This window comes from Sulfobacillus thermosulfidooxidans (genome assembly GCF_001280565.1).
GTDB lineage: Bacteria > Bacillota > Sulfobacillia > Sulfobacillales > Sulfobacillaceae > Sulfobacillus > Sulfobacillus thermosulfidooxidans_A.
This window is the reverse complement of record NZ_LGRO01000002.1, coordinates 224,072-249,591: the sequence shown is the minus strand read 5'-3', so window position 1 is coordinate 249,591 and position 25,520 is coordinate 224,072. Positions and strand designations below refer to the sequence as shown.

The window sequence follows — 25,520 nt, the reverse complement described above, 5'->3', positions numbered from 1 at the left end:
GTGCTATAATAACCACGTTGTCGCCGAAGTGGCGGAATTGGCAGACGCGTACGACTCAAAATCGTATGAGGTCACCCTCGTGCCGGTTCAAGTCCGGCCTTCGGCACCAAATTTTAACGGCCATTTGGCCGTATTTTTTTTATGGCATTACCGTTTAATTTGTGTCGGCGAGGCGATTCGCGATGGTTAACAAGGTTTCATTAAATAATTCCGGCTGTTCAAGCATGACCAAATGACCACTATCCGCAATGGTATAAATGGGAATATCTGGCCATATGGTTAAAAATTCATTGGACAAGACTTCGGGTGTCATCCGGTCTTCGGCACCACGGATGAGAAAGGCAGGACCGGTATATTGCCCTAATACCGGGCGGCTATCAAACAGGCTACAGGCGGTTAACTCGTGTAAAATCCGGTCGGCCGAGACCGTTTCCAGTAGCCGGAGGTTCGTTTCATATAAGTTGGGATCAAAATGGCGGGCTAAGGACCACCGTGCGATGTTTTCCAGCGCTTGATGAGGGTGCGTCACTAATTGCTCCAGCAACTCAGGATTAACGGGTAAGCGTGGTCCCGTTCCAACCAACACGAGCGCTCTGACCGATTGAGGTTTTAGGATGGCCATCATTTGGGCTATGGCGCCTCCCATCGAGTGACCAACCACAATCGCTGGCTCATTGATCTGGGTTAGGCACCACTCGGCTAATGAGGTAATAAGGTGACTCGGTAAAATTTGTGGTCTGGCCGGCAAATCACAAAATTGGGAGGCAAAGGGCAGGCGATGTTGTCGGGACCAGGACCGGCTCGTCGAACCCGCTCCGTGAATGAATAGCCAAGGCACAGGCATTAGGCGCCACTCCTTTTGTCACTTGTTGGGCTGCAATGCGTTTGTTACCATAGTATATATCAGAGAAGGAGCTACAGGTGCGGATGCCGACCCAACTTTTAATTGATGGTCACAGTTTGTTGTTTCGAGCATATCATGCGTTATTGACACAAAATCTGCAAACGAAAGACGGAACGCCAACCGGCGCTATTCATGGTTTTTTGTCCATGGTTATCAAAGTCATCACAAATGAACACCCGGACCGGGTCATTATGGCCTATGACGGGCCTCATAAAACCTTCCGCCACGAACAATATCTTGAATATAAAGCCAACCGCGTGGAAAGCCCTGATGAATTTCGCCAACAAGTGCCGTTGGCGTTAGACATTGTGCGGCATTTAGGCATTCCCACGGTTATGGTCGATGGATTTGAAGCGGACGATGTGATTGGCACCTTGACTACACTAGGTCAACGTAAAGGATACCAGACCTTAATTGTGACGGGCGATCGCGACCTCCTACAACTGGTGGACAAAAACGTTATCGTGTTGCTCACCACGCGAACGGGCATTAGCGATTTAGATCGAATGGATGAAGTTAAAGTCGAAGAAAAAATGGGTGTCCGTCCGGACCAAATTCCGGATTTAAAGGGACTCATGGGGGACAGTTCGGATAATATTCCCGGCGTTCGCGGAATTGGCGAACAATCGGCTAAAGAGCTTTTGCGGCGCTACGGGTCCGTCGAAAATATCATTCAACACTTATCTGAAATCGATAACACACGGTGGCTCAAAGCGTTAAAAGGTCACGAAGACGAAGCTATTACCTACCGGAATTTGGCGACGATTGTCCGCGATGTGCCTCTAACATGGCCGGAGATGACCGAGCCGTTTGCCTTTCATATCGATGATGAGGCCAACCAGTTGTTGGACAAGTTAGAGTTACACGCGATTAAACGGCGACTCATGAAGGATTTACCAGATTCTGAAACCCTCGCAGCGGAACCGGTGCAAACTGTTATTAATCGCTCCTGCGCATGGGTTGATTGGGATGAGATTAATAAAGAAAGTTCCTATCTGGTGGTGTGGGTCGATCAGGACCAAATCTTTGTGATGGATGAAGAGGGACACATTGCACGCTACCAGGAGAAAACATGGCCTAAAATACCATTGTGGACGTGGGACAGCAAGGCTATCTACCATTTTTGGCTGCGTCATCAGATGGACGGTCCCTGTTTTGCAGAGGACGGGAAACTGCAGTCCTACCTGCTCGACTCGGAACAAGGACATTATGATTTGAGATCTGTGGCGGCCTTACACCAACTGCATAAACCGACAACAATTGAGGACTGTCTGATTACCTCGGAGCACTTGATTCTTAAGCAGCGCCAAGACATAGAGGCGATGGGACTTGATAAGCTTTATCGAGAGGTAGAATTGCCACTAAGCCGTGTTTTGGCGGAAATGGAAGCCGTGGGCATGTATGTGGACCGGGAACAATTAAGAGCTTTGGGCCAGGAACTGGATGAATCGATTCACACGGTTCAACAGGAAATCTATGATTTAGCCACAACCGAGTTTAATATCAATTCGCCGCAGCAATTGGGAGAGATTCTGTTTGTGAAATTGAACTTGCCTAGTGCAAAGCGAACCAAGACGGGCGGATTTTCCACGGATGCTGAAACCTTGGAAAAGATAGCGCCATTACATCCCATAGTCGACAAGATTTTGTTTTATCGTCAGCTCGTGAAAATTAAGGGCACTTACGTGGAAGGAGTTTTGCCTTTAATTGGTCCTGATAACCGGGTACATACCACTTTTCATCAAACGGGTACGGCAACGGGCCGTTTATCATCCAGCGATCCCAATTTGCAAAACATTCCTGTCCGTTTACCTTTAGGACGCCGGGTACGCAGTGTGTTTGTGCCGAGTCCGGGTCGAACGCTTTTAGCGGCTGATTATTCCCAAATTGAGCTAAGAATTTTGGCGCATTTATCTGGCGATGAGCACCTGATTGAGGCGTTTTGGCATGGAGAAGACATTCATCGTCGCACCGCAGCGGAAATCTTTAATATTCCGTTTGACCAAGTCGACAGTACCTGGCGAAACCGGGCCAAGGCAGTAAATTTTGGCATTGTTTACGGGATTTCTGATTTTGGTTTAGCCAGGGATACTGGTGTCAGCCAACATGAGGCAAAGGATTATATTGCTCGCTATTTTGCCCGTTATCCCAAACTCAAAGAGTATTTTGATGGCGTTATAGAGCAGGCTCGCAACGAAGGCATTGTGCGAACAGTCATGGGTCGAATCCGTCCCTTGAAGGATATTCACTCGAAGAACCGGGCACGGCGGATGTATGCCGAACGCATGGCGATGAATACGGCGATACAAGGCAGTGCAGCCGATTTGATTAAAATCGCCATGGTCAACCTGAGAAAACGCTGCCGTGCGGAACAATTGCACAGTGAACTGGTACTACAGGTGCATGATGAATTAATTTGGGATGCCGTCGATGACGAGATAGTGAGTCTCGCGCAATTAGCTCAAGAATCCATGACCGGAGCGATGCATCTTCGTGTACCCTTGGTCGTGGAATTTAAAAAGGGTCTAACCTGGGAGAATATGACACCGTGGAAGATGGACAGTAATGCCTGAATTACCGGAAGTTGAAACGATACGTTATTATTTAGATCATGTTTTGCCGGGCCAAACGGTGCAAAGCGTGTTACATATTGATCCACGAATGGTCAAAACTGGATCTCTGCCTGCGGAAGAAATCGCTCGCCGATTACCGGGACACGTGGTAAAATCCATAAAGCGACGGGGTAAATTTCTGTTTCTTGAATGGGAAACCCATGAACATTTGCTTATTCACTTGGGAATGTCGGGCCGGCTGATATGGATTCAAAATCAAGAACCGTGGGCGCTGCATACGCACGTCGTTCTAGGCTTTGATCAAAATCAGTTACGGCTCATTGATCCTAGGCGTTTTGGGCGCATTGGCTGGATCGATGCGGGAGATGACCTCGTGCCCCATTTAGGCATGGAGCCCTTAAGCTCGCAATTGACAAGCCAGTTTCTAAGCCAACGACTTCAAGGGCGGCAGGCACCGATTAAGAGCTTATTGCTCAATCAAAGCATCATTGCGGGGCTTGGAAATATTTATGTCGATGAATCATTATTTCGGGCGAAAATTCGACCTGATCGACCCGGAGGCTCACTGGATCTTCGGGAAATCAAGCGGTTAATCCGGTCCATCCGCATGGTGCTACAAGAGGCGATTGAACATCGAGGAACATCATTTTCCGACTATGTTGATGCTCTGGGGCATCCGGGACAAAATCAAGACTATTTAATGGTTTATGGTCGGAATCAAGCGGACTGCCGGGTATGTGGACAACCGATTGTCACAAAAGTGATTCAAGGGCGTACGAGCCATTTTTGTTTACACTGTCAGAAATAAGCCAAGGAACCCGAAAGCGACAGAAAGGCAGGTACTATCGAGTGCAACATTTGATCTTTGCCGTAGATTCGCTGGAAGCAGCAATGGAATTAAAGGACATGTTATGGGAACAATTGGAAGTTCGGGGCGAAGTGGAACTTATTCCCCAGGAACACTCCAAGTACCGTTTGAATGTGATTTCGGAAAAAACTCTTAGCACACAACAACTAGAAAAACTTCCCGGGAAGCTTATCTAATGCGAGGACGAATGTGGCCGTGGCTGTTACTGGTACTAGCCTTTTTACCCGCGTTGTTAATCCAGGAACCTAAGACCAAGTTACAGCCAGTATCTAGCCATGTGTTTACCGAAGCAATATTTCAAAATCCCAATAACTTGGACCCTGCTCTGGCCTCTAATGCTGCCGATTGGCAAGTTGCAAGCAATATCTTTCAAACCTTATTAAATATTTCACCAACGGGTTCCATAATCCCGGGCCTCGCGAGTTCAGTCACATACCGGGGAAATATCGTCACCATTGAGCTGCGTCACGAGACACTCGCAAATGGCGTAGTGGTGACCCCGGATATGGTTGCCGAAGCCTTGGTACGGCCTTTGGTTGCTCCCGTCAATTCCGAGGAGGCCAGGTTTTTGCTTTCTCAAGTTGTCGGGGTGAAACGGTTTGAAGAGGGCAAAACGAAGTATCTGCAAGGAATTCAAGTGACGGGCCCCAATAGTTTGCAATTGACCTTGAAAAAGCCTGCTGGTCCGGGTTTTCTTAGAAACCTGGCGAACCCGGCACTGGCTATTGTTCCGGCATCTGATCAAAGGCAAGGCGGAGATAATTGGCAATTCACCAATTTGATTGGCACAGGCGGCTATACCTTGACCCAATGGACACCGGATGCGTCGCTCAGTTTCTCCAAGGTTTCCGGCCAAGGCCCGAAAGCCGTCAATTTGATCGTTTATTCGGGTTTGTCACAAGCGCTGTTGGCGTATCAAAATCATCTCGTCAATGCCATTCCTTTGCAGCCTGGGCAGTTAAAACAGTTAACGCGGGCTGAACTTGCCCATGTGCAACCCCTCAACGTGCCAGGCGACTTGTCACTTTATGTGAATACCACGCAAAAACATTTTGCATTGCCTGGAATTTCCTTGACGCAGTGGGTTCATGCAGCCTTTTTGGGCCTCCTCTCGCCCTTATCACGTCAATATCCTAGCAGTATTCAATCAAAACGACCCCAATCGGTCACGTTGACCGTATGGGTCAACCAAAATAATGCGGAGGCTATGCAGTTAGCCAACACCTTAAAGGCTATCGATCCGCATGTGAGCATCCAAGCGACGACCAGTGCTAATTTGAGTCAACTGGCGCGTGCTGGAAAAATTTCTGCCTATCTCGGTATCATCAACCAATTTCCCCATGGTGCAGGAATTCCTCTCGTTCCTGACGTAAGTTTTTGGTTGTTTTCTCATCCTGCTCCGCATGCTCTCATTCTGGAACACAACGTCTTATCATGGCATTCTGTCCCATAGCCGTCATAAAATAGGGGATAAAGCATGTGTGCAAGGTAAAGGGGAGGGAATGCGAATGCGAGTGATAGGATTGACAGGGAGCATTGGCACTGGGAAGTCCGAAGTCAGTCGCATTTTGCAAGAATTAGGCGCACAGGTGATTGATGCCGATAGATTGACCCATCACTTACAACAGCGGGGACAAGAAGTGTGGCGTGCCATTTGGCAACACTATGGGTGGAGTATTTTAGGTCCGGATGGTCAATTATTGCGGCGGAAATTAGGCCACCGGATTTTTCTTAATCCCTTAGAACGTCAAGGGTTAAATGCCATAGTGCACCCTGTGGTCCAGCAGCACATCACTAGGCAATTAGCTGAGTTATCTCACCAGGGATATCGCGTTGCCGTGATTGATATGCCCCTTCTTATTGAAGGGAATTGGCGTCATGTAGTGGACGAAATCTGGGTCGTTTATGCACCGCTGGACTTGCAATTACAGCGCGTCGTTGAGCGTGATCATTTGGGTAAAGAGGAAGCATTGCGGCGTATTCAGGCACAGATGCCTATCGACGAAAAACTCCGCTATGCAGACTATGTTATAGACAATCAAGGATCTTTGGAGCGTTTAAGAGAACAGGTGACACGTTTATGGCGCAACGCAAACGCTACCGTCTGAAGGCGGGCCGATCAGGAATTTTTTGGATCAGTTTTTCACTATTTATAGTTATCATGTTGTACCGCTATGTGGCGCCCATGCCGTATCGGGCTGTGATTTGGCATGAGGCCCAAGTGAACCATCTCAGTCCCTATTTGGTAGCAGCGGTGATTCGGGTAGAAAGTAGTTATCGGCCCAATGCCGTGAGCAGCAAAGGCGCCATTGGACTCATGCAACTCATCCCGTCGACGGCAAAATGGGCGAGTTTAAAGGCGGACAATAAGAGTATTCAGACAGCCGAATTATTTGATCCGGCGCTGAACATCCACCTAGGGACATGGTATTTAAATCAACTTTTGCAAAGTTATTCGGGAAATGAAGTGTTGGGCCTAGCTGCTTATAATGCCGGCTCGCGCAATGTTCGCAACTGGTTAAGTCAAGGCTTATTAACCCCATCGGCAACTTCGGCTCAAAAGATCCCTTTTCCTGAAACGAAACATTTTGTCCACCGGGTATTGTTTTACAAGGTTCTTTATCATTCGCTCTACGGATTTTTTCCACCGCCGTCTCGGCATTCGTCATTGTGGCAGGCTTTGTTGCCATGAATCTCCGGTTACCCTGTGCGTATGATCGTAAACGGAAGAGGAACAATAGAGAGGGGGGTGGTATCTTGGCAAAAATCCTGTCAGAGGCCACAAAAATGAAATTGGGTGAGCGACTCGGAGTTGATGACATCGTTCGCCGGGAAGGATGGGGCGGCGTTCCCGCTAGACAATGCGGAAATCTCGTGCGCGAAGCTATTCGCCTGGCGGAAGAAGAGCTCCAGCATCACTTGTAAAGCCCCACAAAACAGGGCGGCCGATGTGCCGCCCTCATTTTGCCCGGTAACGGTATTGCACGAAACCCTCTTCATGGGGCAATTCATAAGGTAAGATGAGATATCCTGGACCGCTCTTCAACGCTTCTGCGATGACTGGCAAGGGCCTTTCTGGATCTTCGGCAAAAATTAAATAGGCATCATTGATATTTTCAACCGGTAACGACTCAAAATGAACGGGATCCCGATCTGGAACACTAAAACGAATACGCTGGATATCTGCCACAATACTGGTTGCTGTCGCTAACCCGCCAGCACCCGGTCCTTCAATCCAGGTTGTCCCGGCATCGGAGAAAATGCCAATAGCATTTTGGGATCCTGCGAGTTTGAGGTAGCGGTGGCCTAAGGGATAAACCGTGGGAGCAACAACAAAACCAATGGAGGAGGGATGGCGTTCTGCTCGTGCGACCAGTCGCACGCCAAACCCCATTTCCTTCAAGCGGTGCAAATGCGCTGCTCTAACCTGCGTGATTCCTACCACATATCCATTTTCGGCATCAATCCATGAATGGAAGGCGAGCCCAGCCAATATCGACAGTTTACGCGCGCTATCCCATCCATCCACATCGGCTGATGGATCTTGTTCAGCAAAACCTAGTGCTTGCGCCCGCTGTAATGCAGCCTGATAGTCCATGCCCTGTTCCATTTGATCCAAAATAAAATTGGTTGTGCCATTCACGACCCCTTCAACGGCATGGATAGGAGTCGTATTAAGATGCCAGGTTAAAGCATCTAAAATGGGCATACCTCCGCCGACACTGGCTTCAAATAAGAAACCTTGGCGATTTTGACGGGCCAGAGTCATGAGTTCTGGACCAAAGCGTGCCACGACTTCTTTATTGGCGGTTACGACCGATTTGCCCTTTTGTAATGCCGTGGCCAGATATTCGTAGGCCGGATCGACACCGCCCATGACTTCCACCACAATGTCAATATCTGGATTATCAAGAATGTCATGAATATCGCTGGTCAGAGGCAGGTTGGAATGGTGATGACTCACATCACGTACCAAAATTTTGTCAATGACGATGGTGTTTTGGTGAGACAAGGCTTCGACAACGCCCTTGCCGACGGTTCCTAATCCTAAAAGCCCAATATGTGTTGTCTTCATTCTTTCACCTATATAAATTCCGGTGGCTCACCGGGAATAATGCCGAACATCTTTAGTTTGCCACAGATTGCGTGGACATGCACGTTTTCCACGCCGTGGTTTGTGATGAGTCAAAATGACCGGAGATGGGAATGATAGGACCGCGGCACAAATGTCCACGATTCGAAATCGTTAACAGTGATGGATGGATTACTGGCAAATTTTGCAGAAGAAAGGACGTGAGAAGCATGCGGCAATGGCTTGTGATGGCTCTTCTTGGATTGTTGCCCCAGCTTTTATCTCACCACGCGAGTCTGCCCGCTCGTGAGGTGACCTTAAGCGAATATCATCAAGTAGCACCCATTGTTTTGACGTCGTCCATCCCGTCAGCGGGTGATGGAGCACAAGCGCTGAAACTTCCCTACGTGCTCGGCCAGCAAACAACGAATTATTTTCATGCTAGCCCGAGTCAAGCTCAAAATATTGAATTGGCTGCGAGGCGCCTGAACGGGACGGTGGTGAAACCTGGTCATATCTTTTCCTATTATTCCGTGGTCGGACCCTATACCGAGGAAAACGGTTACGGATGGGGACGGGCCTTTGTCGGAGACCGGATTGTTCCTTCAGTAGGAGGAGGTGTATGTCAAGGTTCTTCCACCTTATATTCGGCCTTATTGCGTACAGGTTTGCCCATTGTAGAGCGCCATAATCATGGATTGACTGTGCCCTATTTACCACCGGGAGAGGATGCCACGGTAGCTAGTGATTACCTCAATTTTCAATTCCGCAATAACCGGAGCACGCCCGTATTAATAACGGCTCAAGCTAAGGACCGCCATATGACGGTGAAGATTTGGGGCGCAAGCCCAGGCCCGGACATTATTGTCCGCCACAAAATTCTCCAAACATATCCGTTCAAAACGATTGTTCGTTATAATGCTTCATTAAAACCCGGAGAAGAAAAAGTGCTAGCTCCCGGGCAACCTGGGGTGCGGGTGCAAAACTGGCTAGAAATTAAAGGTCAGAATGGAACCGAGATAAAGCCACTCGGCATCGACCGGTATCGCCCAAGTCCCCGGATTATCGAAAAAGCTCCACCCTCCTCGACGAACTCTTAGCATGAGGGCCCTCTCTTGTCCCATAAGATGAAGATGGGATGAGAGGGGGATGACCGATTGGGGCTCTGGTTGATTGTCCGTATTTTCAGTCTAAGTGGAGAACGCATGGTTTTAACGGCGTTGGGACGCCATACCGATCCCTGGGGCATTATGGGTGCATCATCGGTGATGGCGGCTTTATTTTTGTGGCTGGGGGTGGTTTTGCAACATCAACCGCTAATATGGCTTTGGCCTATTTTGTGGCCGAGTTTGGTCTATGCTGGAGCTTTTTCGTTATATACCTGGGCGTTGTCACAAGGACCCATTAGCGAAGTGAGCCCGTGGAGCAATGCGACCACGCTATTTTTGTTTATATGGCATCCCGGTCTATCACAAGGGATCGGGTTTGTTGCCTTATTTGCCCTAGGGGCGTGGTTAGCCGGTGCACAGAGATTATCGCTTGCTGGATGGGTGATGCTGGCCAGTGATGTATTTTTTGCGGCGGCTCGCCTTCTCGATGTTCATTACCGCCTTTATCCTCCTCTCACTTACGGGGCCAATTTGATGACATGGGTAAGTCTTTGGATTTTGACCGGGCTTACGATATCAGGAGGACGAGGAAAAATTCTGGGGACCGTGAAAGATTTTCCGGTTTTCAGTACCATTGAAGGTTTTTTGAATGCGTTAAGCTATGTCAGTGTGGTGATGTTACTGCGGCAGATGCCTGTAGCCATTGTTGAGGCCGTGTCCTCCATTGCAGGACTATTAGCCGCACTCGGCGGATTTGTCTTTCACGAACAGATGACAATGCGTCGAATTCTCGGAGCTCTAATTATGTCAGTGAGTGCAATTTTGCTGCTCTTAACCCAGTCGCCTGTCACGTTAGACGCGAGATGGGATATGCTGCTATACGTATCACGATAAAAAACTCAATGAGTTCGGCACATTTTTTGGTGGTTTTTGGGCCATAGAGGTTCAATACATAAGCAAGCTTGGGTTTCAAGCGTGCTGGTTGCGCAAAATCGAGGCGACAAAATCAGGGGCTTCTCATTTATACTGGAAAGCAGAATCTTATATTGACCGAAGAGAACGAGAAAAACCTCCGCCATCAAGATGACAGAGAATTCATCGTCGAGGTGCCTTGTGTTATAGAGCTATGGAGGATTGAGGGAGGATTGAGGATTAAGGATGAAAATTTACACCAAAACAGGGGACGGGGGTATGACGAGCCTTTGGGGACACGGCGACATCAAACGCGTTCCCAAAGACCATTTACGGGTGGAGGCTTATGGCACGATTGATGAGGCCAATGCCTTGATCGGCATTGCCCGTTCGTTTCTGGAGCAGGATGCACTCACTTTGGACGGCATGTTAAGTCAGATCCAAAACACATTATTTGCCCTGGGAGCGGATTTGTCCAATGTCAGTCCTGATCGTGAAGATCGTTTAGAAGCCGTTCAAATCGAGACCATGGAACAATGGATTGACGATTTGGAAGGTCATTTGGTGCCCCTTCAACAATTTATTTTACCAGGAGGTCACCCCTCCGCCGCTTTTCTGCATCAAGCCAGAACAGTGGTGCGACGGGCGGAACGGCGGTTGGTGCCCCTTGTCAATGCAGACGGATCCTATGCCCTGCATTTAAAATATTTAAATCGGCTTTCTGATTTTTTGTTCGTGGCCGCGCGCGATGCGAATCGTGCCCACCACGTAAAAGACATCATAGCGGAATTCTGAAGGCGAGGGAGGATGCATGACACGACAATTTACTCTTGAAGAAGCCAATCAACTATTACCCGCACTCCGGGAGCATTTAACCCGCCTGCGTTCCCTCCAAGATCAGGCACGAAAAAAGTATGAAGAAATGCGGGACATTCGCGAAGTTGGCTATCGTAAAGATGGAAATTTAATCATGCTAAGCGATTATCAACTGGCGAAAAAGGAATTTGACCAAGTCGTCGCTGAGGCCAATCAGCTCTTAGCGACAATTAATCAATTAGGCTGCCGGGTTACCGATGTAGAAATTGGGCTAGTGGATTTTCCTGCTGAAATTAACGGACAGCCCGTGTATTTATGCTGGCGCGTTGATGAAGAGTCCGTGAAATATTATCACGGACTCGAAGAAGGTTATGCAGGACGTAAACTCATTCCAGGCATTGCTTCGGGCCAAGATGCTTAATCGCGACAGGGAATGTACTGTCGCGATTAAGGATTTAGCCCTAATGTTTCGGCATGTGGGATTAAGGCGTTGATGATAAATTGGATAAGCTCATCAAGGTCAATTCCCAATCCTTCAGCTCCTTGATAGACATCATTGCGATTGACGCCCTTCGCAAAGCTTTTATCTTTGAGTTTTTTGATAACGGATTTGGGAGTCAGCTCACTTAAACTTTTATTAGGACGTACCAAAGTGGCGGCCACGATGAATCCGGTCAGTTCATCCGCTGCATAAATCGCCCGTTTTAATAAGGTGTCACGGGGAATGCCGTTTTCATTGACATGCGACTTTATCGCCTCCACAATAATGTCGGGAAAACCTTCTTCCGTCAAAATTCGTCCACCTTGAATTGTATGTTCGCCAATTTCGGGAAACGCTTCATAATCAAAGTCATGGAGCAAGCCGACTCGGGCGTATAAGTCAGGATCTTCCCCATAGCGTTCCGCTAATGCCTGCATGACGGCTTCAACGGCCAATGCATGCTTGATCAAAGAGGGATTTTTGGTATAACGATTAAGCAATTGCCAAGCCTGTTCACGACCAGGCCACAGCATTGTGGACATGTTACCACCTCAGAAAGTAGGACTTTTCAGACGACAATACCGCGAAATCGTGATTTTGACAAGGCGAAAATCAATTCGTTACACTGAGGGCGAATTCCCGTGCGGAGTTCCTAAAAAAGCCAACATGGTGAGGAAAACACTTATGGAGACAAATAGAGCCGATGTGCTGATTATTGGCGGTGGGCCAGTCGGACTGTACGGCTTATATCTTACGGGACTGCATCATTTGAACACCATCATGATTGAACGCCTCCCGCAATTAGGCGGCCAATTAGAGCATTTATACCCCGAAAAGCCCATTTACGATGTGGGCGGCTTTCCTCAAATCAGTGGGCATGACTTGATTAGCCGTCTATTGGAACAAGCCAATCAATATCCCCATCAAGTTTATACCCAAACCACAGCACTGGGATTGAGACGCCAAGGAACACTGTGGGAGATTGAGACAAATCACGACACTTTCGCAGCAAAATCAGTGATTATCACCGCGGGGATTGGTGAATTTCTGCCCAGGCGTTTTAACAATCCAGCGATTGACCGATTCGAAGGGCAGGGGTTGTATTACACGGTCCGACATTTAGAAGATTTTCGCAATCACAACGTCCTAATTGTGGGAGGCGGAGATTCGGCTGCGGATTGGGCTATGGCCGTCGCGCCTCTCGCTGAGAAAGTGTGGATGATTCACCGTCGTGACCAATTTCAATGTCATGTCGATAGCTTGAGCAAACTCTCTCAACTTCCTAATGTGACGTTGTTAACCCATCATGAATTATTGTCTGTGCAAGGACAGGGCCGGATCGAAAGCGCTCAAATTCGGCATAATCAGTCCCAAACTATTACGCATTTAGAGGTAGACCGGATTATTGTCGCCATTGGATTAATTCCTGGCACCGGCATTTTCCGAGATTGGGGATTGGAACTCAGCGGGAATGAGATTACCGTGAATTCGGCCATGCATACAAATCTTGCCGGGGTGTTTGCGGCAGGCGATATTGTCAGCTATCCCGGGAAAGTCAAGTTAATATCCGCTGGATTTGGCGAGGCAGCGACCGCCGTGGAATCGGCGCGTCGCTACCTTTCAACGCATTAGTCGAATCCCTAGGCCGTGATGTTTAGGGATAAGGGGCTCCCAGCCACTGGCTGAATTGCTGGCGAGCCTCTTCGGGAGCGTTGGGGTCCGTGATGAAACGCCAGGCATCCGGACGGGGTGAGCCGAGCGTTAAGGAATAGGTTTGTAGTTGGTGTTGGCGAAATACGGTCACTTGGATGCTCGTGTTTGCTGCATATTGGGCGAGGCGTCCTGGAAGATTGTCATGACGTACGCGATATCCATTTAATGCAATCCATTCATCACCCGGTGCTAATCCCGCCTTTTCCGCCGGGCTGTCTTTGAGTACATGCTTAATGATTACGGTGTCGGTGCCGGATTTTTCAGTGATAATGCCCGTGTAGGGCACTTTTTGATGGGCATCTTTAAATTCTTTGAGCAGTTTAAGACCGACCACATTGAAAAGTTCGGCGGGAATGTCGTCGGTGCCATAGACCCACTGCTGTAATCGTTGGCGCATTAAAGGTCCCCCCACTCGAACCAGAGCATCATCAACGGCCGTTTCGGGATAGCCTTGGTCGCCATAACTCATCCATAAGAAACGGAGTACGGTATCTAAACTATCTCGGCCACCTGTGGCTTTGCGCAAGGCCAGATCCAAGGCCAACGCCACCAGAGCGCCTTTATGATAGTAGCTGATGGTGATATTGGGGGTGTTACCCTCAGGCCGGTAAAATTTTATCCAGGTATCTTGAGAGGCCTCAACCAGGCTTTGAACATGGCGACCTGGTACCAGATCGAGGAGGCGAAGTGCCTCAGCAAAGTGATCCAAAACGGTAAAGACGTCAACGACTCCGGACCGAACTAATAAAATCCAGGCGTAATAGTCAGTCCATCCTTCTAGCACCCACAATAAGGGCGTGTAAACTTCGTGCTGATAATCAAAAGGCCCGAGGTTTGTTGGGTGAAGACGCTTAACATTCCACAAATGAAAATATTCATGGGCAAATAAGGCTAAGACGCGTGGATACTTGCTCGGGTCATGGAGCATGAAGCGATCGAAAATGATACTGGCAGAATTTTTGTGTTCCAATCCTCCGCCGCTCTCTATACTCCCGTAAACGAGAAAAACATAGCGATTATAGGGTAGTGGTGTGCCAAAAATGTCTTTGGCCGACTGAATAATGGGGGGAAGATCTCGGAGCAAATCACTGAGGTCAATATCATCAAATCCCGTGAAAATCAGTTCATGCTCTACATTGTCGACAACAAAAGAGCGCCGTTGAAACACCCCACATTCTACCGGGCTGTCTACTAAAGTGTCATAATCGGGCACAGCATAATGATATCCCGGCTTATTCAAACGGGTGAGTGCCGTGGCGACATCCCAATGGGAATAGGGAATAACCTCTAATTCTATGTTATAGGCAATGTCTGTGTCGGGGTACAAGAAGACATTCGCCCCGTTGAAATATCCTCGTTGGCTATCTAAATAGCTGGTGCGCACAGAAAGTTCATATGCAAATACGTCATATTCCAAAATCAGTGTGGAAATATTGTCTAGATCCTCCAAGATCCAAGTGGATCCAAGTGGCCTTATCGAGTTTACGCACGGCTAGTTCGGCAGACTCCGAGGAGGCGTGAATGCGGTCAATATGACGAGAAAATTCCCGGATGAGATAAGACCCGGGTGTCCAAACTGGTAAAGCCCATGTCATGTTTTGAGGTATTGTTCCTGTCCATTCAATTCGCACGTGAAACCGGTGGGTTTGTGGTTCAGGCATGGAAATCTGATAGCGAAGATGTGAAAGTGGCTGATCCGTATGAAAACCTCCTTGTGCGTGTATTGACGTGATGCATCTGTTGGTGTTCTCATGATGTTTGTGTTGATTGTGTAGACGGTTTTTGTGATGAGGCTTGTATCATACGCCTATGGCACTACGACCGTTTTTATCTTACCGGAAAAATGTTAATTTCCCAACAAGCGCCGTGAGTTGGCTGCAACTTCCCTTCGGTGACATTCTCTTTAGCAACCAGCTTTGGTATGATTAGGGAAGAATAGGCATGTATCTCGCCGAATGGAAAGGGATGAAGGAGCGATTATGGCAACGCAAGAAATTCGTGCACATCTCGATCAATTGAATTTGAGTACGGGTAAGAAGGCACGGTTATACCGTCTGCTATATGGAGCGGGGCCAGCTAATGGTACATTGATGATTTTGCCCATCGATCAAGGGTTAGAGCACGGACCCCGTGATTTTTTGGATGCCCCCGAAAGTCAAGATCCTGCGTTCCAATTTCGCATTGCGTTAGATGGTCATTTTTCTGCCATTGCCTGTCAGATTGGATTGGCGGAAAAATATTATGCGGATTATGCCGGTCAAGTGCCCCTGATCTTAAAACTGAATGGAAAGACCGAAATTCCCTCTGATGATGAACCGATTTCTCCCTTAAATGCGTCGGTTGAAGATGCCGTCCGACTTGGTGCCGATGCCGTTGGGTACACCTTGTATGTCGGCTCTCCCCGCCAAGATGAGGATTTTGAACAATTTCGCCGTGTTCGTGAAGATGCTGATCGTTACGGCCTGCCTGTTGTTGTATGGAGTTATCCTCGGGGAGCGGCTATTGAACAAAAAGGTGGGAGAGATTCCATTTACGCTATCGATTATGCCGCTCGCGTGGCCCAAGAATTAGGTGCCGATGTAATCAAATTGAATGTGCCTAAAATTGATCCCGCCCGTTTAGCGCATGCACCCAAAGCCTACCAGCGAGAATGGACATTGGAATCTGCCGTTCAACAGATCATTCGTTCGGCTGGTAAATCGCTCGTCATTTTTGCAGGGGGCGAAAAAGGTTCTCAAGAAAGCGCACTAGAAAAAGCGCGCTTATGCATGGAATGTGGAGCCACCGGCTTAATTTTTGGCCGGAATGTGTGGCAGCAGTCTTACCACGATGCCATGACATTGAGTGAACAAATTCATCAATTATTGGCGAATTATCCAGGATAAGCGGTTGGGAAGAAGCTGGTCGCTTTAGACCAGCTTCTTTTTACTGAACAATCTCATTATGTTTAGAGCGCTCAGGATTTTAACTTGTTATCCTTTCTTTCTTCCTTTCTTCCTTATCTTTCTTTTTTTCTTCCTTCATCGTTTTTGGTTTTGTCATACTCATCACCGGTTTTTGCGCGTGAAAGCCCTGGGATTGTCGATGAAGATGCTTTGGCCGCAGGATACTTTTTTGCTTGTCAAACCTTGGATAGAAATGGGATATAGGGCAAAATTTTGTGTCCATGGTAAAAGTTAACCCGAAATCTCGAGTGTCTGGATTCTTGATGGCGTCATACCTTAGGGGATGACAAGAGATGATGGAGGGAAAACATGATGGCTGATCATCCTATTTTTACACCAGACATTGCGGATGAGGGAAATGGGACATGGCTTGAAAAACCGGTCAAAGAAATCGGCAATCAACGCTATTTAAGATATGTCGTACGCAGTCACTTAGTAAAACCTGGCGAAGATTTGATGAAAACGTTGGTCCCCTATTTTCAAGGCAAGGTGACGCCTAAAGATATTGTTGTGATTGGTGAAAAAGTTGTGGCGATTGCTGAGGGACGGGCCGTATTGCTCAGCCATGTCAAACCGAGATGGACCGCCAAGTTTTTATCGCGTCATGTGCGGCAATTAGGTTATGGCTTAGGATTACGGCGGCCAGAAACCATGGAGATGGCTATTCGTGAAGTGGGTTTGGCCCGCATTCTTGTTGCAGCCGGTGTGGGAGCGTGCGATCGCGTACTGGGACGTTCAGGTGATTTCTATCGCGTAGCTGGACGCCAAGTGGCATCGATAGACGGCCCGGGACCAACCACTATTCCCCCTTATAACCAGTATATTGTCTTGGCTCCTCGGCACGCACAAAATCTGGCAGATAAATTGGCCAAAGTGCTACACACCCAAGTGGCGATTGTTGATGTGAATGATATTGGGGCAGAAGTCCTGGCGGCCTCGGCCCATGTAGATATGAATCTGGTGCGCGAACTCCTTCGAGATAATCCCATGGGTCAGGGAGCTCAAAGAACTCCATTGGCCGTTTTACGACCCACGACGCAAGAAAAGCGCCTGAAAAATTGGCCGTCCACGGGTGGCAGTTTTCACGTGCAAGGAGGATTTGTGGCGACGATGCCCGGTGAGGGAACTGATGGCGTCATTTGGGCGGGTGATGAAATCGCATCGACTCGGTCAAAATCCTAAAAGATAAGAGGCACGCATTGCAAACGATTCCCATTGTCGTTAAAGTCTAACTAGCAAGGTGACGGTATGACATTTTGGTATAGTCAACAACTTCTTGTCCAATGTTTTGCGTAATATCGTATCAAACTGCTCCTAGCTTAGGCAGCATAATAGCAAGGGGAGCTAGGGTTAGAATGACGATATGAGGGATAGGAGGAATTCCATGGAGATTTTCAAGGAAATGGCCAAGCATGGGCATGAACAATTAATTTTTAATTTTGACCAGGCAACAGGACTCAAAGCCATTATTGCCATCCACAATACGACGTTGGGGCCAGCATTAGGCGGTTGCCGTATGCTGCCCTATGCATCTGAAGAGCAAGCGATTGAAGATGCCTTAAGATTATCGGAAGGGATGACCTATAAAGCGGCAGCCGCGGGATTGGATTTTGGTGGAGGCAAAGCTGTCATTATCGGTGATCCGGCCAATGACAAATCCGAGGCGTTATTTCGTGCATTTGGACGATTTTTAAACACCTTAGGCGGCCGCTATTTAGTGGGGGAAGATGTTGGCACAAATGAACAAGATCTTCTACATTGTGCTAAAGAGACCTCTTATATTGTGGGACTGCCTGAAGCCTATGGAGGTTCTGGCGATACAGGAGATATGACGGCGGTGGGGGTAATTGCTGCCATTCAGGCCGCGCTGACCTACCGATTTGGCACACCGTCTTTGAAAGGCCGACGTATTGCGATTCAAGGGTTAGGGAAAGTGGGATATCAATTAGCGCGGCATGCGCATGATGAAGGCGCCGATGTTGTTGCTGCCGATATTAATCCGCACGTGGTGGGCAAAGCGGCTAGTGAATTACATATTGAACCGGCTGACCCTTGGACCATTTTAGAGACCCATTGTGATATTCTGGCACCTTGTGCCCTAGGAAATGTCGTGAATCATGAAACGATTAATAAATTGGACTGTCAAATCATCGCGGGTTCGGCCAATAACCAGCTAGAAGATGTGTCGATGGGAGAGGTATTGCGCCAGCGTGGGATTTTATATGCTCCTGATTTCATCGCGAATGCCGGAGGCCTTATTCAAGTAGCTAATGAGTTGACCGGATACCGTGAAGACCGGGTGCGTCACCAGGTGGAAAACATTTATGAATTATTGCTATCTGTCTTTCAACGTGCTGACGAGGATCAGCGCTCCACCGTGTCCGTGGCCATGGAGATGGTGGAGGAACGGATTAATATGCTCCATAGCATTCACCGCATTTACGCTGAACATTTTTCAAAATAGGCAGCCCAATCCCCCGCGAATTGATAGTATTGTTGGCGCGAGTGCGAAAAATGCTAATATCTTGAATGCTTAAGAGGCGCAGTGTATCATGGAAAAAAGCTCATGATATGGTGTTATAGTATGCTCAGTAATTAAGCACATAGATCTATTAAGAACAGTATGAGGACCATGCTTGGCGATTGACTTGGCACATCCGAAAGGAGTTTAGGCATGGCAATAGAAGCCTTTCATCACTCTCAAGCCTTGAGGCCGGGTCCTAGCGGAGATCCCTACCAAGGGCACCGCATGTTTCGGACCTTGTCCGGAATTCCCATTAAAGAAACGTATACTCCAGATGATCTACCGCCCCAACATCTCATTGGATCTCCAGGCCAATATCCTTTTACCCGCGGCATTCATACGACGATGTATCGCGGACGGTATTGGACGATGCGACAATTTGCGGGTTTTGGAACGGCCAAGGAAACCAATGCTCGTTTTCGTTATTTACTGGAACAAGGCCAAACCGGACTCTCGGTCGCGTTTGATATGCCAACCCTCATGGGTTATGACTCCGATGATCCCCATTCCTTGGGGGAAGTTGGCCGCGAGGGTGTTGCCATTGATCATGTGGGAGATATGGAACGCCTCTTTCAAGACATTCCCTTGAATAAGGTCTCGACCTCGATGACGATTAATGGTCCAGCTCCCATCATTTGGGCTATGTATCTGGTTGCCGCGGAGCGGCAAGGCGTCGATTGGACGCAGTTACGGGGGACCCTACAAGCCGACATCCTCAAAGAATACATTGCACAGAAAGAATGGATTTTCCCGCCTAAGCCGTCAATGCGTTTAATTGTCGATATGATGGCGTATGCCACTCGCTATGTTCCGCAATGGAACTCGATTAGCATTAGTGGATACCATATCCGGGAGGCTGGTTCCACAGCAGCCCAGGAATTAGCTTTTACCTTAGCCGATGGTTTTGCTTATGTCGAAGCGGGAATAAAGGCAGGACTCGATGTGGATGCTTTTGCGCCGCGATTATCATTCTTTTTCAACGCCCACATTGACTTTTTTGAAGAAATTGCGAAATTTCGAGCCGCCCGGCGAATATGGGCTCGGCACATGAAAGAAATTTATGGAGCCAAAAATCCAAAATCGTGGATGATGCGCTTTCATACCCAAACAGCCGGATGTTCGCTCACGGCTCAACAACCCGAAAACAATATTGTGCGAACAGCCTATGAAGCGTTGGCTGCTGTGCTGGGTGGAACCCAATCATTGCACACCAACTCGATGGATGAAGTGCTTTCCTTGCCCACCGAAAAAGCTGTGAAAATTGCACTGCGTACGCAACAGATTTTAGCGTATGAGACGGGAGTAGCTAATACCGTTGATCCGTTAGCGGGTTCGTATTTTGTTGAAGCGTTGACGACTCAAATGGAACAGCAAGCTGAAGAATATTTTGCCCGCATTGAGGAACAAGGCGGCGTACTGGAGTGTATCGAAAACGGATATCTTCAACGGGAGATTGCTGATGCTGCTTATCGATATCAAAAAGAATTAGAAAACCATGAGCAAATCCTGGTCGGGGTCAATGCCTTTGTGGAACCGCCAAGTGAGGAATCGATTCCGCTGCTTCGAATCGATCCAACAGTTGAGCAAGATCAGGTCGAATCCCTAGCAGCTTGGCGGAAAAATCGGCAGGATTCTGCCGTCAGAGAGGCCTTACAAGCGTTACAACAGGCCTGTCTGACCCCTGATGGCGAAATCATGCCACATATTATTGAAGCTGTCCGACAAGGGGCGACCGAAGGAGAAATCGTGGCGGTGATGAAAACGGTATTTGGCACGTGGCGCGAGCGCCCCGTATTTTAGCGGGACTTTATGACCAAATTTCGCCGTGTGTTTCGCCAGTTCATGTTTTATCTCATTTCCCGTGTCTTTCCCAAACGTTTGACTCAATTTTTAATGGTTCTGACGCAAGCAAAATTTGTGGTTGCTGTGGTGGTTGTCTTATATCATGGCAACCAAATTCTTTTGCTCCGTCATAGCTATCGCCCCCGATATCCCTGGGGACTTGTTACGGGATGGGTCAAAGCCGGTGAGAGTCCCCAACAAGCCGCCTCACGTGAAGTATTTGAGGAATTAGGAATAGAAATCGATCAATTGCATTATTTTTATTCGGAAGTCGTGGGCCGGCATCATTTGGAAATTGGCTTTTGGGCCATGGTTGACGAGGCCAACGGATCCCATCCATCGGGCGATGGAGAAATTCTGGAGAGTGCGTGGTTTTCAGTGCATCACTTGCCTGACGGACTGTTGCCGGCGCAACGGCCCCTCATTTTTCAAGCGGAAACTGCCAGAATTCGGGAATTTTCGTAGAACCTTGCGATTCTTGTCATGAAGACGCACAATAACCTATGGTGATAAGTGTGTCGGCAAAATGGTGGAAAGCCACTTTTTGGGGAATTCTTCTTTTGGGCATCACGGGGTGTGGGACCTTTACAGGCTCTTCCTCTTCGTCATCTTCTGGGTTGGTTATGGCGATGCCAAAACAGTATCCTGCTATAACCGGCTTTTCGTTTTCAGCGGTCAGCCCTGAATTAGAAGGTGCTGTGAGTGCTCTACAGCTTAATAACCAAAACCAGTTGGCGGCTGTAATATCATGGACGAATGTTCCTCATTCTGCGTCCTTTTTATTATGGCAGCCGGGTGCGAATTATCCGCCTATCCTTCCCTATTTTCATGTGTCTGCCACGGCGCTGTCTCCTTCCTCGCAAATAATTGTGGGTGGAGAATCACACGGGCAAAATGTTATTACGATGGGACAACACCGGTTTACATGGAGTGCATCGATGACGCGTGCACCTCGGTGGATTACGGCTTCTTCGACTCAGGCGATTTATGCCGTGGCACCCGGCACGCAAGGCGGATGGGCTATTATCAAAATATCTTCACAAAAACTTGTCAGCGAATCCCTTTTACCGCTTAAGGCGGGTCAGCGCGTCGTCGCGATGGCTGCGGCCCAAAATGGGGGAGTCTGGATCGCCACCAGCCATCCGAATCAGATAGTATTATGGCGACAGGGGAGATTTCAACAGGCTTATAATCTGCCTGGCCGTGTGATGATGCTCGTGAGCCCGCAAAATTCTGCCTCTTTACAGTCTGAGAATCCTATTATAGCGCTGGTCGCGTCGCCCAGTGCTTTGCCCGGTACCGCTGATAGTGTGGTAGACATTACATCTTGTCACCTGCGCGTCGATAAATTGGCGATGGCTTGGTTAGTTGGAAGACAACAAGTGCCTTTCATTGCGGGAGCAAGTGGCGCGGATTGGATTAGCCCGCATCATCTTTTACTGACATTATGGGATAGTGGATTAAATCAAGTGGCCATTGCCAGGCTCAATCTCGACACGGGAGACGCCACAATTCTTCCGCATAGTATTTTTCATCCCAACTTACTCAATGCTCAAGCACCGTTTTTTCCCATTACGGCATCGCCTTCGAAAAATCTGATTGTCGTGGGTCAAGGATATGGATTAGCTTTTTATATCACTTCCTCGGCGGCATGGACGCAATTCATGAAATAGACACGTGCTGCATACTGGTTAATGAGCAAAATTTACGATGAACCAGGAGGCGAGCACAATGGGACAGGAATTTGAATCAGACCGCGCAATCGTTACGGGCGGCAGTCGTGGCATTGGTTGGTCTGTTGCCGAGGAATTAGTGGCCCAAGGAGCTCGCGTGCTTCTAGTTGCTCGCCAGCATGATGCGTTAAAAGCGCGTGTCGACGAGTTGAACCGTCGTTTTCCGGCTCAGGCATTTTTTTATGCGTGTGACATGGGCAATCAGCCTGCGTGTGCCCAAGCTGTAGTGCAGTATGCCCTGAACACTATCGGCCAACCCACTTTATTGCTCAATGGTGCTGGTGGGGCATCCATTACTAGTGCGTTAGATGCGCCATGGTCTTTATGGGTGGACGATTTTCAGGTGAAATTCTTTGGTTATTTGGCGATGACCCGCGCCGTGTTGCCTGTGATGATGCAGCAACGAAAAGGGGTCGTGGTCAATTTAGTCGGAATTGCCGGCAAAGATCCCAACCGTAATTTGCCCATTGCCAGTGCCATCAACGGTGCATTAAACGGGGTCATGAAAGTCTTAGCCGATGACGTCAGTGCCTATGGGGTACGTATCATCAATGTCAATCCAGGAGCTACGGAAACCGATTTACTGGACACAATGGCGCAGGCTACGGCACAAAGGTCGGGAGATAGTGTGGAGAATGTTCTCAAGGCTATGCGAGCCCGTGCCCCCTTAGGACGCCTCCCCTCAGCCGCCGACATTGCCGGAGTTATTCTCTTTCTTATGTCTCGCCGTGCCGCTTTTATTACGGGAACCAGTATTGATGTCGATGGCGGCATTCATCGTGGTGCTTTCTAGATGTGTTAAGTTGATGCATCTCGTCATCGACTATTATTGACGTATGGCACTCTTGTATTCGACAAACTTTTCCTTTTTAGGAACTATCAGATTTTAAGCCCGACAAAAACATGTCATAAAGGAATCGTTGTGTCGAAAACTGTGGATATATTGGGGATAAGGTTGTGTAAAAACTGTGGATAGACGCGGGAACAAAGCAGGAAAAGCAGCCTGTGGCGGAGAAATGGGATGTGAACAATCTAATACATAATAAAGCATGAGGTAGACGGGAGGGTCTAATGTGGATGATCGATGTCCGACATGTGGTTCTGAGGATGTGGTGATGACGGGCCCGTTGACTATTGAAGGAGAAAGGGCTTGCATCACAGTGGTCCATGGTTGGCAATGCACATTATGTGGGAATCTTCAGGTGATGGTACCGCAAGCGGTCTTAGTTCGATTGTACCCACCTGGCATCCGTTTTTTAACGGAATCCCGGCGCAATAGAGCGTTAGCCAAACGTCGCCTGAGGAAAAAAGCCGAATCCACCCGATAATCGGATGTTCAATAGCTGATGGACAGATGTGTCAAAAATCTATCTGAATGTCAATGCCCTTATAGTAGCCCTTCCGATAAGGAAGGGCTACTTTGGCCGTGTCGCTGGCTTTTACTTTGCGTCTTGGGGGAGCCCTGAGGAATGCGGATGCGGGGATACCGTTGTGAAAAATGCTAAGGCGGTAAAGCCGATGGCTGCCCAAAAAACGCCATGGAATCCTAATAAAAACCAGGCAGGGTAATGAGGATTGTTGTGGGACGGCGATGCGCCAATGCCTGAAAATACCCAAACCAGCGCTAAGATTTCTGTCGCTAAACCGACCCCGATGGCTCGTCCTAAATTCCTTTGCGTGGCCATAAGGCTTGATGCCAACCCGGTATCGCGTTTTTGCACCGAATTAAGAATCGCCGTACTGTTGGGGGAAGAGAATAGTCCCGCGGCAACTCCTTGGCCTGCAAGAAGAATCCAAATCCACCATAATGGCGCATGTTGGGGTAATAATGCCATCCCTAAGTTGACCAACGCAAACATCAAAAGGCCTGCCCGTGCAGGTACTAAGACACCCCTCTTGTCTGTTAAGGTTCCACCTAAGGGAGATAAAAGGATCATGGCCAGAGCCTGGGGAAAGAGCGAGACCCCAATTAAGCCGACCGGTAAATGCAATTCATCCCGCAAGTAAAAGGGAATGAGAAAAGCGGGAAACATCATGAGCACCCAATAAAAAATGCCAGCCAACATATTCAGTGAGAACGGGCGGACATGGAATAAGCGCAGGGGAATCAAGGGATGAGGTACGTGCGACTCAATTCGGACAAAGAGGTAAAGAGATGCCGCGGTGGCAACGACTAAAACATATCCGTACCACCGGTGAAGATTGGCTAATCCGAATTGGAGAAGTGATGTAGAAACTAAAAACATCAATGCTCCCATCCAATCAAATTTTTGTTGGCGCAAGATCTCATCTTTTGGAAAACGGGGTAAATACCGGTATGATCCCCATAAGCCCCATAATCCAAAAGGAATATTGATCCAAAAAATGCTTTGCCAGCCAAAGGCCGCGGTCAATACACCCCCTAAGGGGGGACCGGCTAATGTGCCAGCTGCAACCACAGAACCAATCATTCCCAAAGCTTTTCCTCGTTCTTGGGGAGAGAAGATGAGTGCGACAATCGCCATAACATTGGCCATAATCATCGCGCCACCCACGCCTTGGAAAATCCGTGCGGACACAAGCCATCCGAAGCTTGGCGATAAGGCGCAAAACAGTGAGCCCGTAATAAAAATCGCTATGCCCGCTATGAACACATCGCGCCGTCCCAAACGGTCTGCCAATTGGCCCATGACGGGTAGAACACCCGTAATCACCAATAGATAGGCGGTGACAATCCATTGTAAAATGTTAATGGACAAGCTGAATTGATGTTGCATCACAGGTAATGCCACATTAACCACGCTGGAATCCACGTTGACCATAAACGTACCGGTTGTAGCGGCGGCAAAACTCAGCCACAGTGACCGGCCACTTAATGGAGTGACGCGGCCGGATTGCTTGTCTGATGCGGTAGCCATGTCAAGCCTCCTTGCTACAATTAATATAAAGGATACACGCTCGCTTTGTGCAGTATGCAATCAAAATACTAAAATTTCTTGTATAATGCAAGAATCAGTATAAGATGTTTTATGGTAACGCTGCCGACGTT

26 protein-coding genes and 1 tRNA gene are annotated in these 25,520 nt (G+C 48.3%); 21 read left to right on the top strand and 6 right to left on the bottom strand.

The annotated features are described in order from the left end of the window. Window positions 1-22: 22 nt before the first annotated feature. Window positions 23-109 (top strand) — tRNA-Leu (locus AOA63_RS16745). A 45-nt stretch (window positions 110-154) separates the two neighbouring features. On the opposite strand, the gene AOA63_RS16740 is transcribed toward AOA63_RS16745, so the two are convergent. Continuing rightward, a complete protein-coding gene (locus AOA63_RS16740) occupies window positions 155-844 on the bottom strand; it encodes an alpha/beta fold hydrolase (RefSeq protein WP_053960930.1) in 690 nt (229 codons plus the stop codon). A gap of 83 nt (window positions 845-927) precedes the next feature. Here AOA63_RS16740 and polA point away from each other — a divergent pair, with 83 nt between their 5' ends. From polA to AOA63_RS19880, 7 genes are all read left to right on the top strand, one after another. Continuing rightward, the gene (gene polA / locus AOA63_RS16735) at window positions 928-3,477 is read left to right on the top strand and encodes a DNA polymerase I (protein ID WP_053960929.1); all 2,550 of its coding nucleotides are present in this window, start codon (window positions 928-930) and stop codon (window positions 3,475-3,477) included. Further along, window positions 3,470-4,285 (top strand): bifunctional DNA-formamidopyrimidine glycosylase/DNA-(apurinic or apyrimidinic site) lyase, encoded by an 816-nt coding sequence (gene mutM, locus AOA63_RS16730; protein ID WP_053960928.1) that lies wholly within the window; start codon window positions 3,470-3,472, stop codon window positions 4,283-4,285. The genes polA and mutM overlap by 8 nt, the downstream gene beginning before the upstream one ends. A 41-nt stretch (window positions 4,286-4,326) precedes the next feature. After that, window positions 4,327-4,521 (top strand): hypothetical protein, encoded by a 195-nt coding sequence (locus AOA63_RS16725; protein ID WP_020376401.1) that lies wholly within the window; start codon window positions 4,327-4,329, stop codon window positions 4,519-4,521. Beyond that, complete coding sequence (locus AOA63_RS16720) at window positions 4,521-5,798, top strand: ABC transporter substrate-binding protein (RefSeq protein ID WP_053960927.1); 1,278 nt, start codon at window positions 4,521-4,523, stop codon at window positions 5,796-5,798. Before AOA63_RS16725 ends, AOA63_RS16720 begins: the two co-directional genes overlap by 1 nt. Before the next feature lie 55 nt (window positions 5,799-5,853). Beyond that, window positions 5,854-6,453, top strand: coding sequence for a dephospho-CoA kinase (gene coaE, locus AOA63_RS16715; protein WP_053960926.1), 600 nt, complete (start codon window positions 5,854-5,856; stop codon window positions 6,451-6,453). After that, window positions 6,426-7,037 carry a lytic transglycosylase domain-containing protein gene (locus tag AOA63_RS16710; protein WP_053960925.1) on the top strand — a complete coding sequence of 204 codons (612 nt, stop codon included), beginning with the start codon at window positions 6,426-6,428 and terminating at the stop codon, window positions 7,035-7,037. Before coaE ends, AOA63_RS16710 begins: the two co-directional genes overlap by 28 nt. Window positions 7,038-7,102: 65 nt before the next feature. After that, the gene (locus AOA63_RS19880; protein WP_020376397.1) at window positions 7,103-7,270 is read left to right on the top strand and encodes a hypothetical protein; all 168 of its coding nucleotides are present in this window, start codon (window positions 7,103-7,105) and stop codon (window positions 7,268-7,270) included. A gap of 34 nt (window positions 7,271-7,304) precedes the next feature. Here the strand turns inward: AOA63_RS19880 and AOA63_RS16705 are convergent, their stop codons facing one another. After that, window positions 7,305-8,420, bottom strand: a complete 1,116-nt coding sequence (locus AOA63_RS16705) for a homoserine dehydrogenase (RefSeq protein ID WP_053960924.1) — start codon at window positions 8,418-8,420, stop codon at window positions 7,305-7,307. Between the two features lie 227 nt (window positions 8,421-8,647). Between AOA63_RS16705 and AOA63_RS16700 the strand changes: the two genes are divergently transcribed. The 4 genes from AOA63_RS16700 to AOA63_RS16685 all read left to right on the top strand — a co-directional run bounded on the left by AOA63_RS16700 (window position 8,648) and on the right by AOA63_RS16685 (window position 11,675). Then, window positions 8,648-9,517: a VanW family protein gene (locus AOA63_RS16700; RefSeq protein WP_053960923.1), complete on the top strand. Its 870-nt coding sequence runs from the start codon at window positions 8,648-8,650 to the stop codon at window positions 9,515-9,517. 57 nt (window positions 9,518-9,574) lie between these two features. After that, a complete protein-coding gene (locus AOA63_RS16695) occupies window positions 9,575-10,420 on the top strand; it encodes a hypothetical protein (RefSeq protein WP_053960922.1) in 846 nt (281 codons plus the stop codon). A gap of 264 nt (window positions 10,421-10,684) precedes the next feature. After that, entirely contained in the window at window positions 10,685-11,233 is a 549-nt protein-coding gene (locus tag AOA63_RS16690; RefSeq protein ID WP_053960921.1) for a cob(I)yrinic acid a,c-diamide adenosyltransferase, read from the top strand. Window positions 11,234-11,249: 16 nt separating this feature from the next. Then, window positions 11,250-11,675 (top strand): DUF2203 domain-containing protein, encoded by a 426-nt coding sequence (locus tag AOA63_RS16685; protein ID WP_053960920.1) that lies wholly within the window; start codon window positions 11,250-11,252, stop codon window positions 11,673-11,675. Window positions 11,676-11,701: 26 nt separating this feature from the next. On the opposite strand, the gene AOA63_RS16680 is transcribed toward AOA63_RS16685, so the two are convergent. Then, complete coding sequence (locus AOA63_RS16680; RefSeq protein ID WP_053960919.1) at window positions 11,702-12,277, bottom strand: HDIG domain-containing metalloprotein; 576 nt, start codon at window positions 12,275-12,277, stop codon at window positions 11,702-11,704. A 142-nt stretch (window positions 12,278-12,419) separates the two neighbouring features. Between AOA63_RS16680 and AOA63_RS16675 the strand changes: the two genes are divergently transcribed. Next, window positions 12,420-13,367: an NAD(P)/FAD-dependent oxidoreductase gene (locus tag AOA63_RS16675; RefSeq protein WP_082344103.1), complete on the top strand. Its 948-nt coding sequence runs from the start codon at window positions 12,420-12,422 to the stop codon at window positions 13,365-13,367. A gap of 22 nt (window positions 13,368-13,389) precedes the next feature. On the opposite strand, the gene AOA63_RS20435 is transcribed toward AOA63_RS16675, so the two are convergent. After that, entirely contained in the window at window positions 13,390-14,865 is a 1,476-nt protein-coding gene (locus tag AOA63_RS20435) for a M61 family metallopeptidase (protein ID WP_053960917.1), read from the bottom strand. Further along, the gene (locus AOA63_RS20430; RefSeq protein WP_278277087.1) at window positions 14,855-15,115 is read right to left on the bottom strand and encodes a hypothetical protein; all 261 of its coding nucleotides are present in this window, start codon (window positions 15,113-15,115) and stop codon (window positions 14,855-14,857) included. Before AOA63_RS20430 ends, AOA63_RS20435 begins: the two co-directional genes overlap by 11 nt. 288 nt (window positions 15,116-15,403) lie before the next feature. On the opposite strand from AOA63_RS20430, the gene AOA63_RS16665 reads away from it, so the two are divergent. The 8 genes from AOA63_RS16665 to AOA63_RS16625 all read left to right on the top strand — a co-directional run bounded on the left by AOA63_RS16665 (window position 15,404) and on the right by AOA63_RS16625 (window position 23,820). Then, window positions 15,404-16,333, top strand: a complete 930-nt coding sequence (locus AOA63_RS16665) for a class I fructose-bisphosphate aldolase (RefSeq protein WP_242848400.1) — start codon at window positions 15,404-15,406, stop codon at window positions 16,331-16,333. Window positions 16,334-16,702: 369 nt separating this feature from the next. Further along, window positions 16,703-17,575, top strand: coding sequence for a coenzyme F420-0:L-glutamate ligase (locus tag AOA63_RS16655; RefSeq protein ID WP_242848399.1), 873 nt, complete (start codon window positions 16,703-16,705; stop codon window positions 17,573-17,575). Between the two features lie 202 nt (window positions 17,576-17,777). Beyond that, window positions 17,778-18,857 (top strand): Glu/Leu/Phe/Val family dehydrogenase, encoded by a 1,080-nt coding sequence (locus AOA63_RS16650; protein ID WP_053960914.1) that lies wholly within the window; start codon window positions 17,778-17,780, stop codon window positions 18,855-18,857. A 285-nt stretch (window positions 18,858-19,142) separates the two neighbouring features. After that, the gene (locus AOA63_RS16645) at window positions 19,143-20,717 is read left to right on the top strand and encodes an acyl-CoA mutase large subunit family protein (protein ID WP_431607706.1); all 1,575 of its coding nucleotides are present in this window, start codon (window positions 19,143-19,145) and stop codon (window positions 20,715-20,717) included. Between the two features lie 9 nt (window positions 20,718-20,726). Beyond that, the gene (locus tag AOA63_RS16640) at window positions 20,727-21,224 is read left to right on the top strand and encodes an NUDIX hydrolase (protein WP_053960912.1); all 498 of its coding nucleotides are present in this window, start codon (window positions 20,727-20,729) and stop codon (window positions 21,222-21,224) included. Window positions 21,225-21,262: 38 nt separating this feature from the next. After that, a complete protein-coding gene (locus AOA63_RS16635; protein ID WP_053960911.1) occupies window positions 21,263-22,432 on the top strand; it encodes a hypothetical protein in 1,170 nt (389 codons plus the stop codon). 58 nt (window positions 22,433-22,490) lie between these two features. Next, window positions 22,491-23,285: an SDR family oxidoreductase gene (locus AOA63_RS16630; RefSeq protein ID WP_053960910.1), complete on the top strand. Its 795-nt coding sequence runs from the start codon at window positions 22,491-22,493 to the stop codon at window positions 23,283-23,285. A 280-nt stretch (window positions 23,286-23,565) separates the two neighbouring features. Beyond that, window positions 23,566-23,820: a hypothetical protein gene (locus AOA63_RS16625; RefSeq protein WP_020376380.1), complete on the top strand. Its 255-nt coding sequence runs from the start codon at window positions 23,566-23,568 to the stop codon at window positions 23,818-23,820. A gap of 111 nt (window positions 23,821-23,931) precedes the next feature. On the opposite strand, the gene AOA63_RS16620 is transcribed toward AOA63_RS16625, so the two are convergent. After that, a complete protein-coding gene (locus AOA63_RS16620; RefSeq protein ID WP_053960909.1) occupies window positions 23,932-25,389 on the bottom strand; it encodes an MFS transporter in 1,458 nt (485 codons plus the stop codon). Window positions 25,390-25,520 lie beyond the last annotated feature (131 nt).

What these genes read in the sequence shown, in the direction of transcription:
- AOA63_RS16710 (WP_053960925.1), top strand. Translation starts at nt 6,426, where the DNA reads ATGGCGCAACGCAAACGCTACCGTCTGAAGGCGGGCCGATCAGGAATT.
- AOA63_RS16640 (WP_053960912.1), top strand. Translation starts at nt 20,727, where the DNA reads ATGACCAAATTTCGCCGTGTGTTTCGCCAGTTCATGTTTTATCTCATT.
- AOA63_RS16675 (WP_082344103.1), top strand. Translation starts at nt 12,420, where the DNA reads ATGGAGACAAATAGAGCCGATGTGCTGATTATTGGCGGTGGGCCAGTC.
- AOA63_RS16680 (WP_053960919.1), bottom strand. Translation starts at nt 12,277, where the DNA reads ATGTCCACAATGCTGTGGCCTGGTCGTGAACAGGCTTGGCAATTGCTT.
- polA (WP_053960929.1), top strand. Translation starts at nt 928, where the DNA reads ATGCCGACCCAACTTTTAATTGATGGTCACAGTTTGTTGTTTCGAGCA.
- AOA63_RS16690 (WP_053960921.1), top strand. Translation starts at nt 10,685, where the DNA reads ATGAAAATTTACACCAAAACAGGGGACGGGGGTATGACGAGCCTTTGG.
- AOA63_RS16645 (WP_431607706.1), top strand. Translation starts at nt 19,143, where the DNA reads ATGTTTCGGACCTTGTCCGGAATTCCCATTAAAGAAACGTATACTCCA.
- AOA63_RS16635 (WP_053960911.1), top strand. Translation starts at nt 21,263, where the DNA reads ATGGTGATAAGTGTGTCGGCAAAATGGTGGAAAGCCACTTTTTGGGGA.
- AOA63_RS16655 (WP_242848399.1), top strand. Translation starts at nt 16,703, where the DNA reads ATGATGGCTGATCATCCTATTTTTACACCAGACATTGCGGATGAGGGA.
- AOA63_RS16685 (WP_053960920.1), top strand. Translation starts at nt 11,250, where the DNA reads ATGACACGACAATTTACTCTTGAAGAAGCCAATCAACTATTACCCGCA.
- AOA63_RS16630 (WP_053960910.1), top strand. Translation starts at nt 22,491, where the DNA reads ATGGGACAGGAATTTGAATCAGACCGCGCAATCGTTACGGGCGGCAGT.
- AOA63_RS16705 (WP_053960924.1), bottom strand. Translation starts at nt 8,420, where the DNA reads ATGAAGACAACACATATTGGGCTTTTAGGATTAGGAACCGTCGGCAAG.
- coaE (WP_053960926.1), top strand. Translation starts at nt 5,854, where the DNA reads ATGCGAGTGATAGGATTGACAGGGAGCATTGGCACTGGGAAGTCCGAA.
- AOA63_RS16620 (WP_053960909.1), bottom strand. Translation starts at nt 25,389, where the DNA reads ATGGCTACCGCATCAGACAAGCAATCCGGCCGCGTCACTCCATTAAGT.
- AOA63_RS16740 (WP_053960930.1), bottom strand. Translation starts at nt 844, where the DNA reads ATGCCTGTGCCTTGGCTATTCATTCACGGAGCGGGTTCGACGAGCCGG.
- AOA63_RS16720 (WP_053960927.1), top strand. Translation starts at nt 4,521, where the DNA reads ATGCGAGGACGAATGTGGCCGTGGCTGTTACTGGTACTAGCCTTTTTA.
- mutM (WP_053960928.1), top strand. Translation starts at nt 3,470, where the DNA reads ATGCCTGAATTACCGGAAGTTGAAACGATACGTTATTATTTAGATCAT.
- AOA63_RS16700 (WP_053960923.1), top strand. Translation starts at nt 8,648, where the DNA reads ATGCGGCAATGGCTTGTGATGGCTCTTCTTGGATTGTTGCCCCAGCTT.
- AOA63_RS16665 (WP_242848400.1), top strand. Translation starts at nt 15,404, where the DNA reads ATGGAAAGGGATGAAGGAGCGATTATGGCAACGCAAGAAATTCGTGCA.
- AOA63_RS16650 (WP_053960914.1), top strand. Translation starts at nt 17,778, where the DNA reads ATGGAGATTTTCAAGGAAATGGCCAAGCATGGGCATGAACAATTAATT.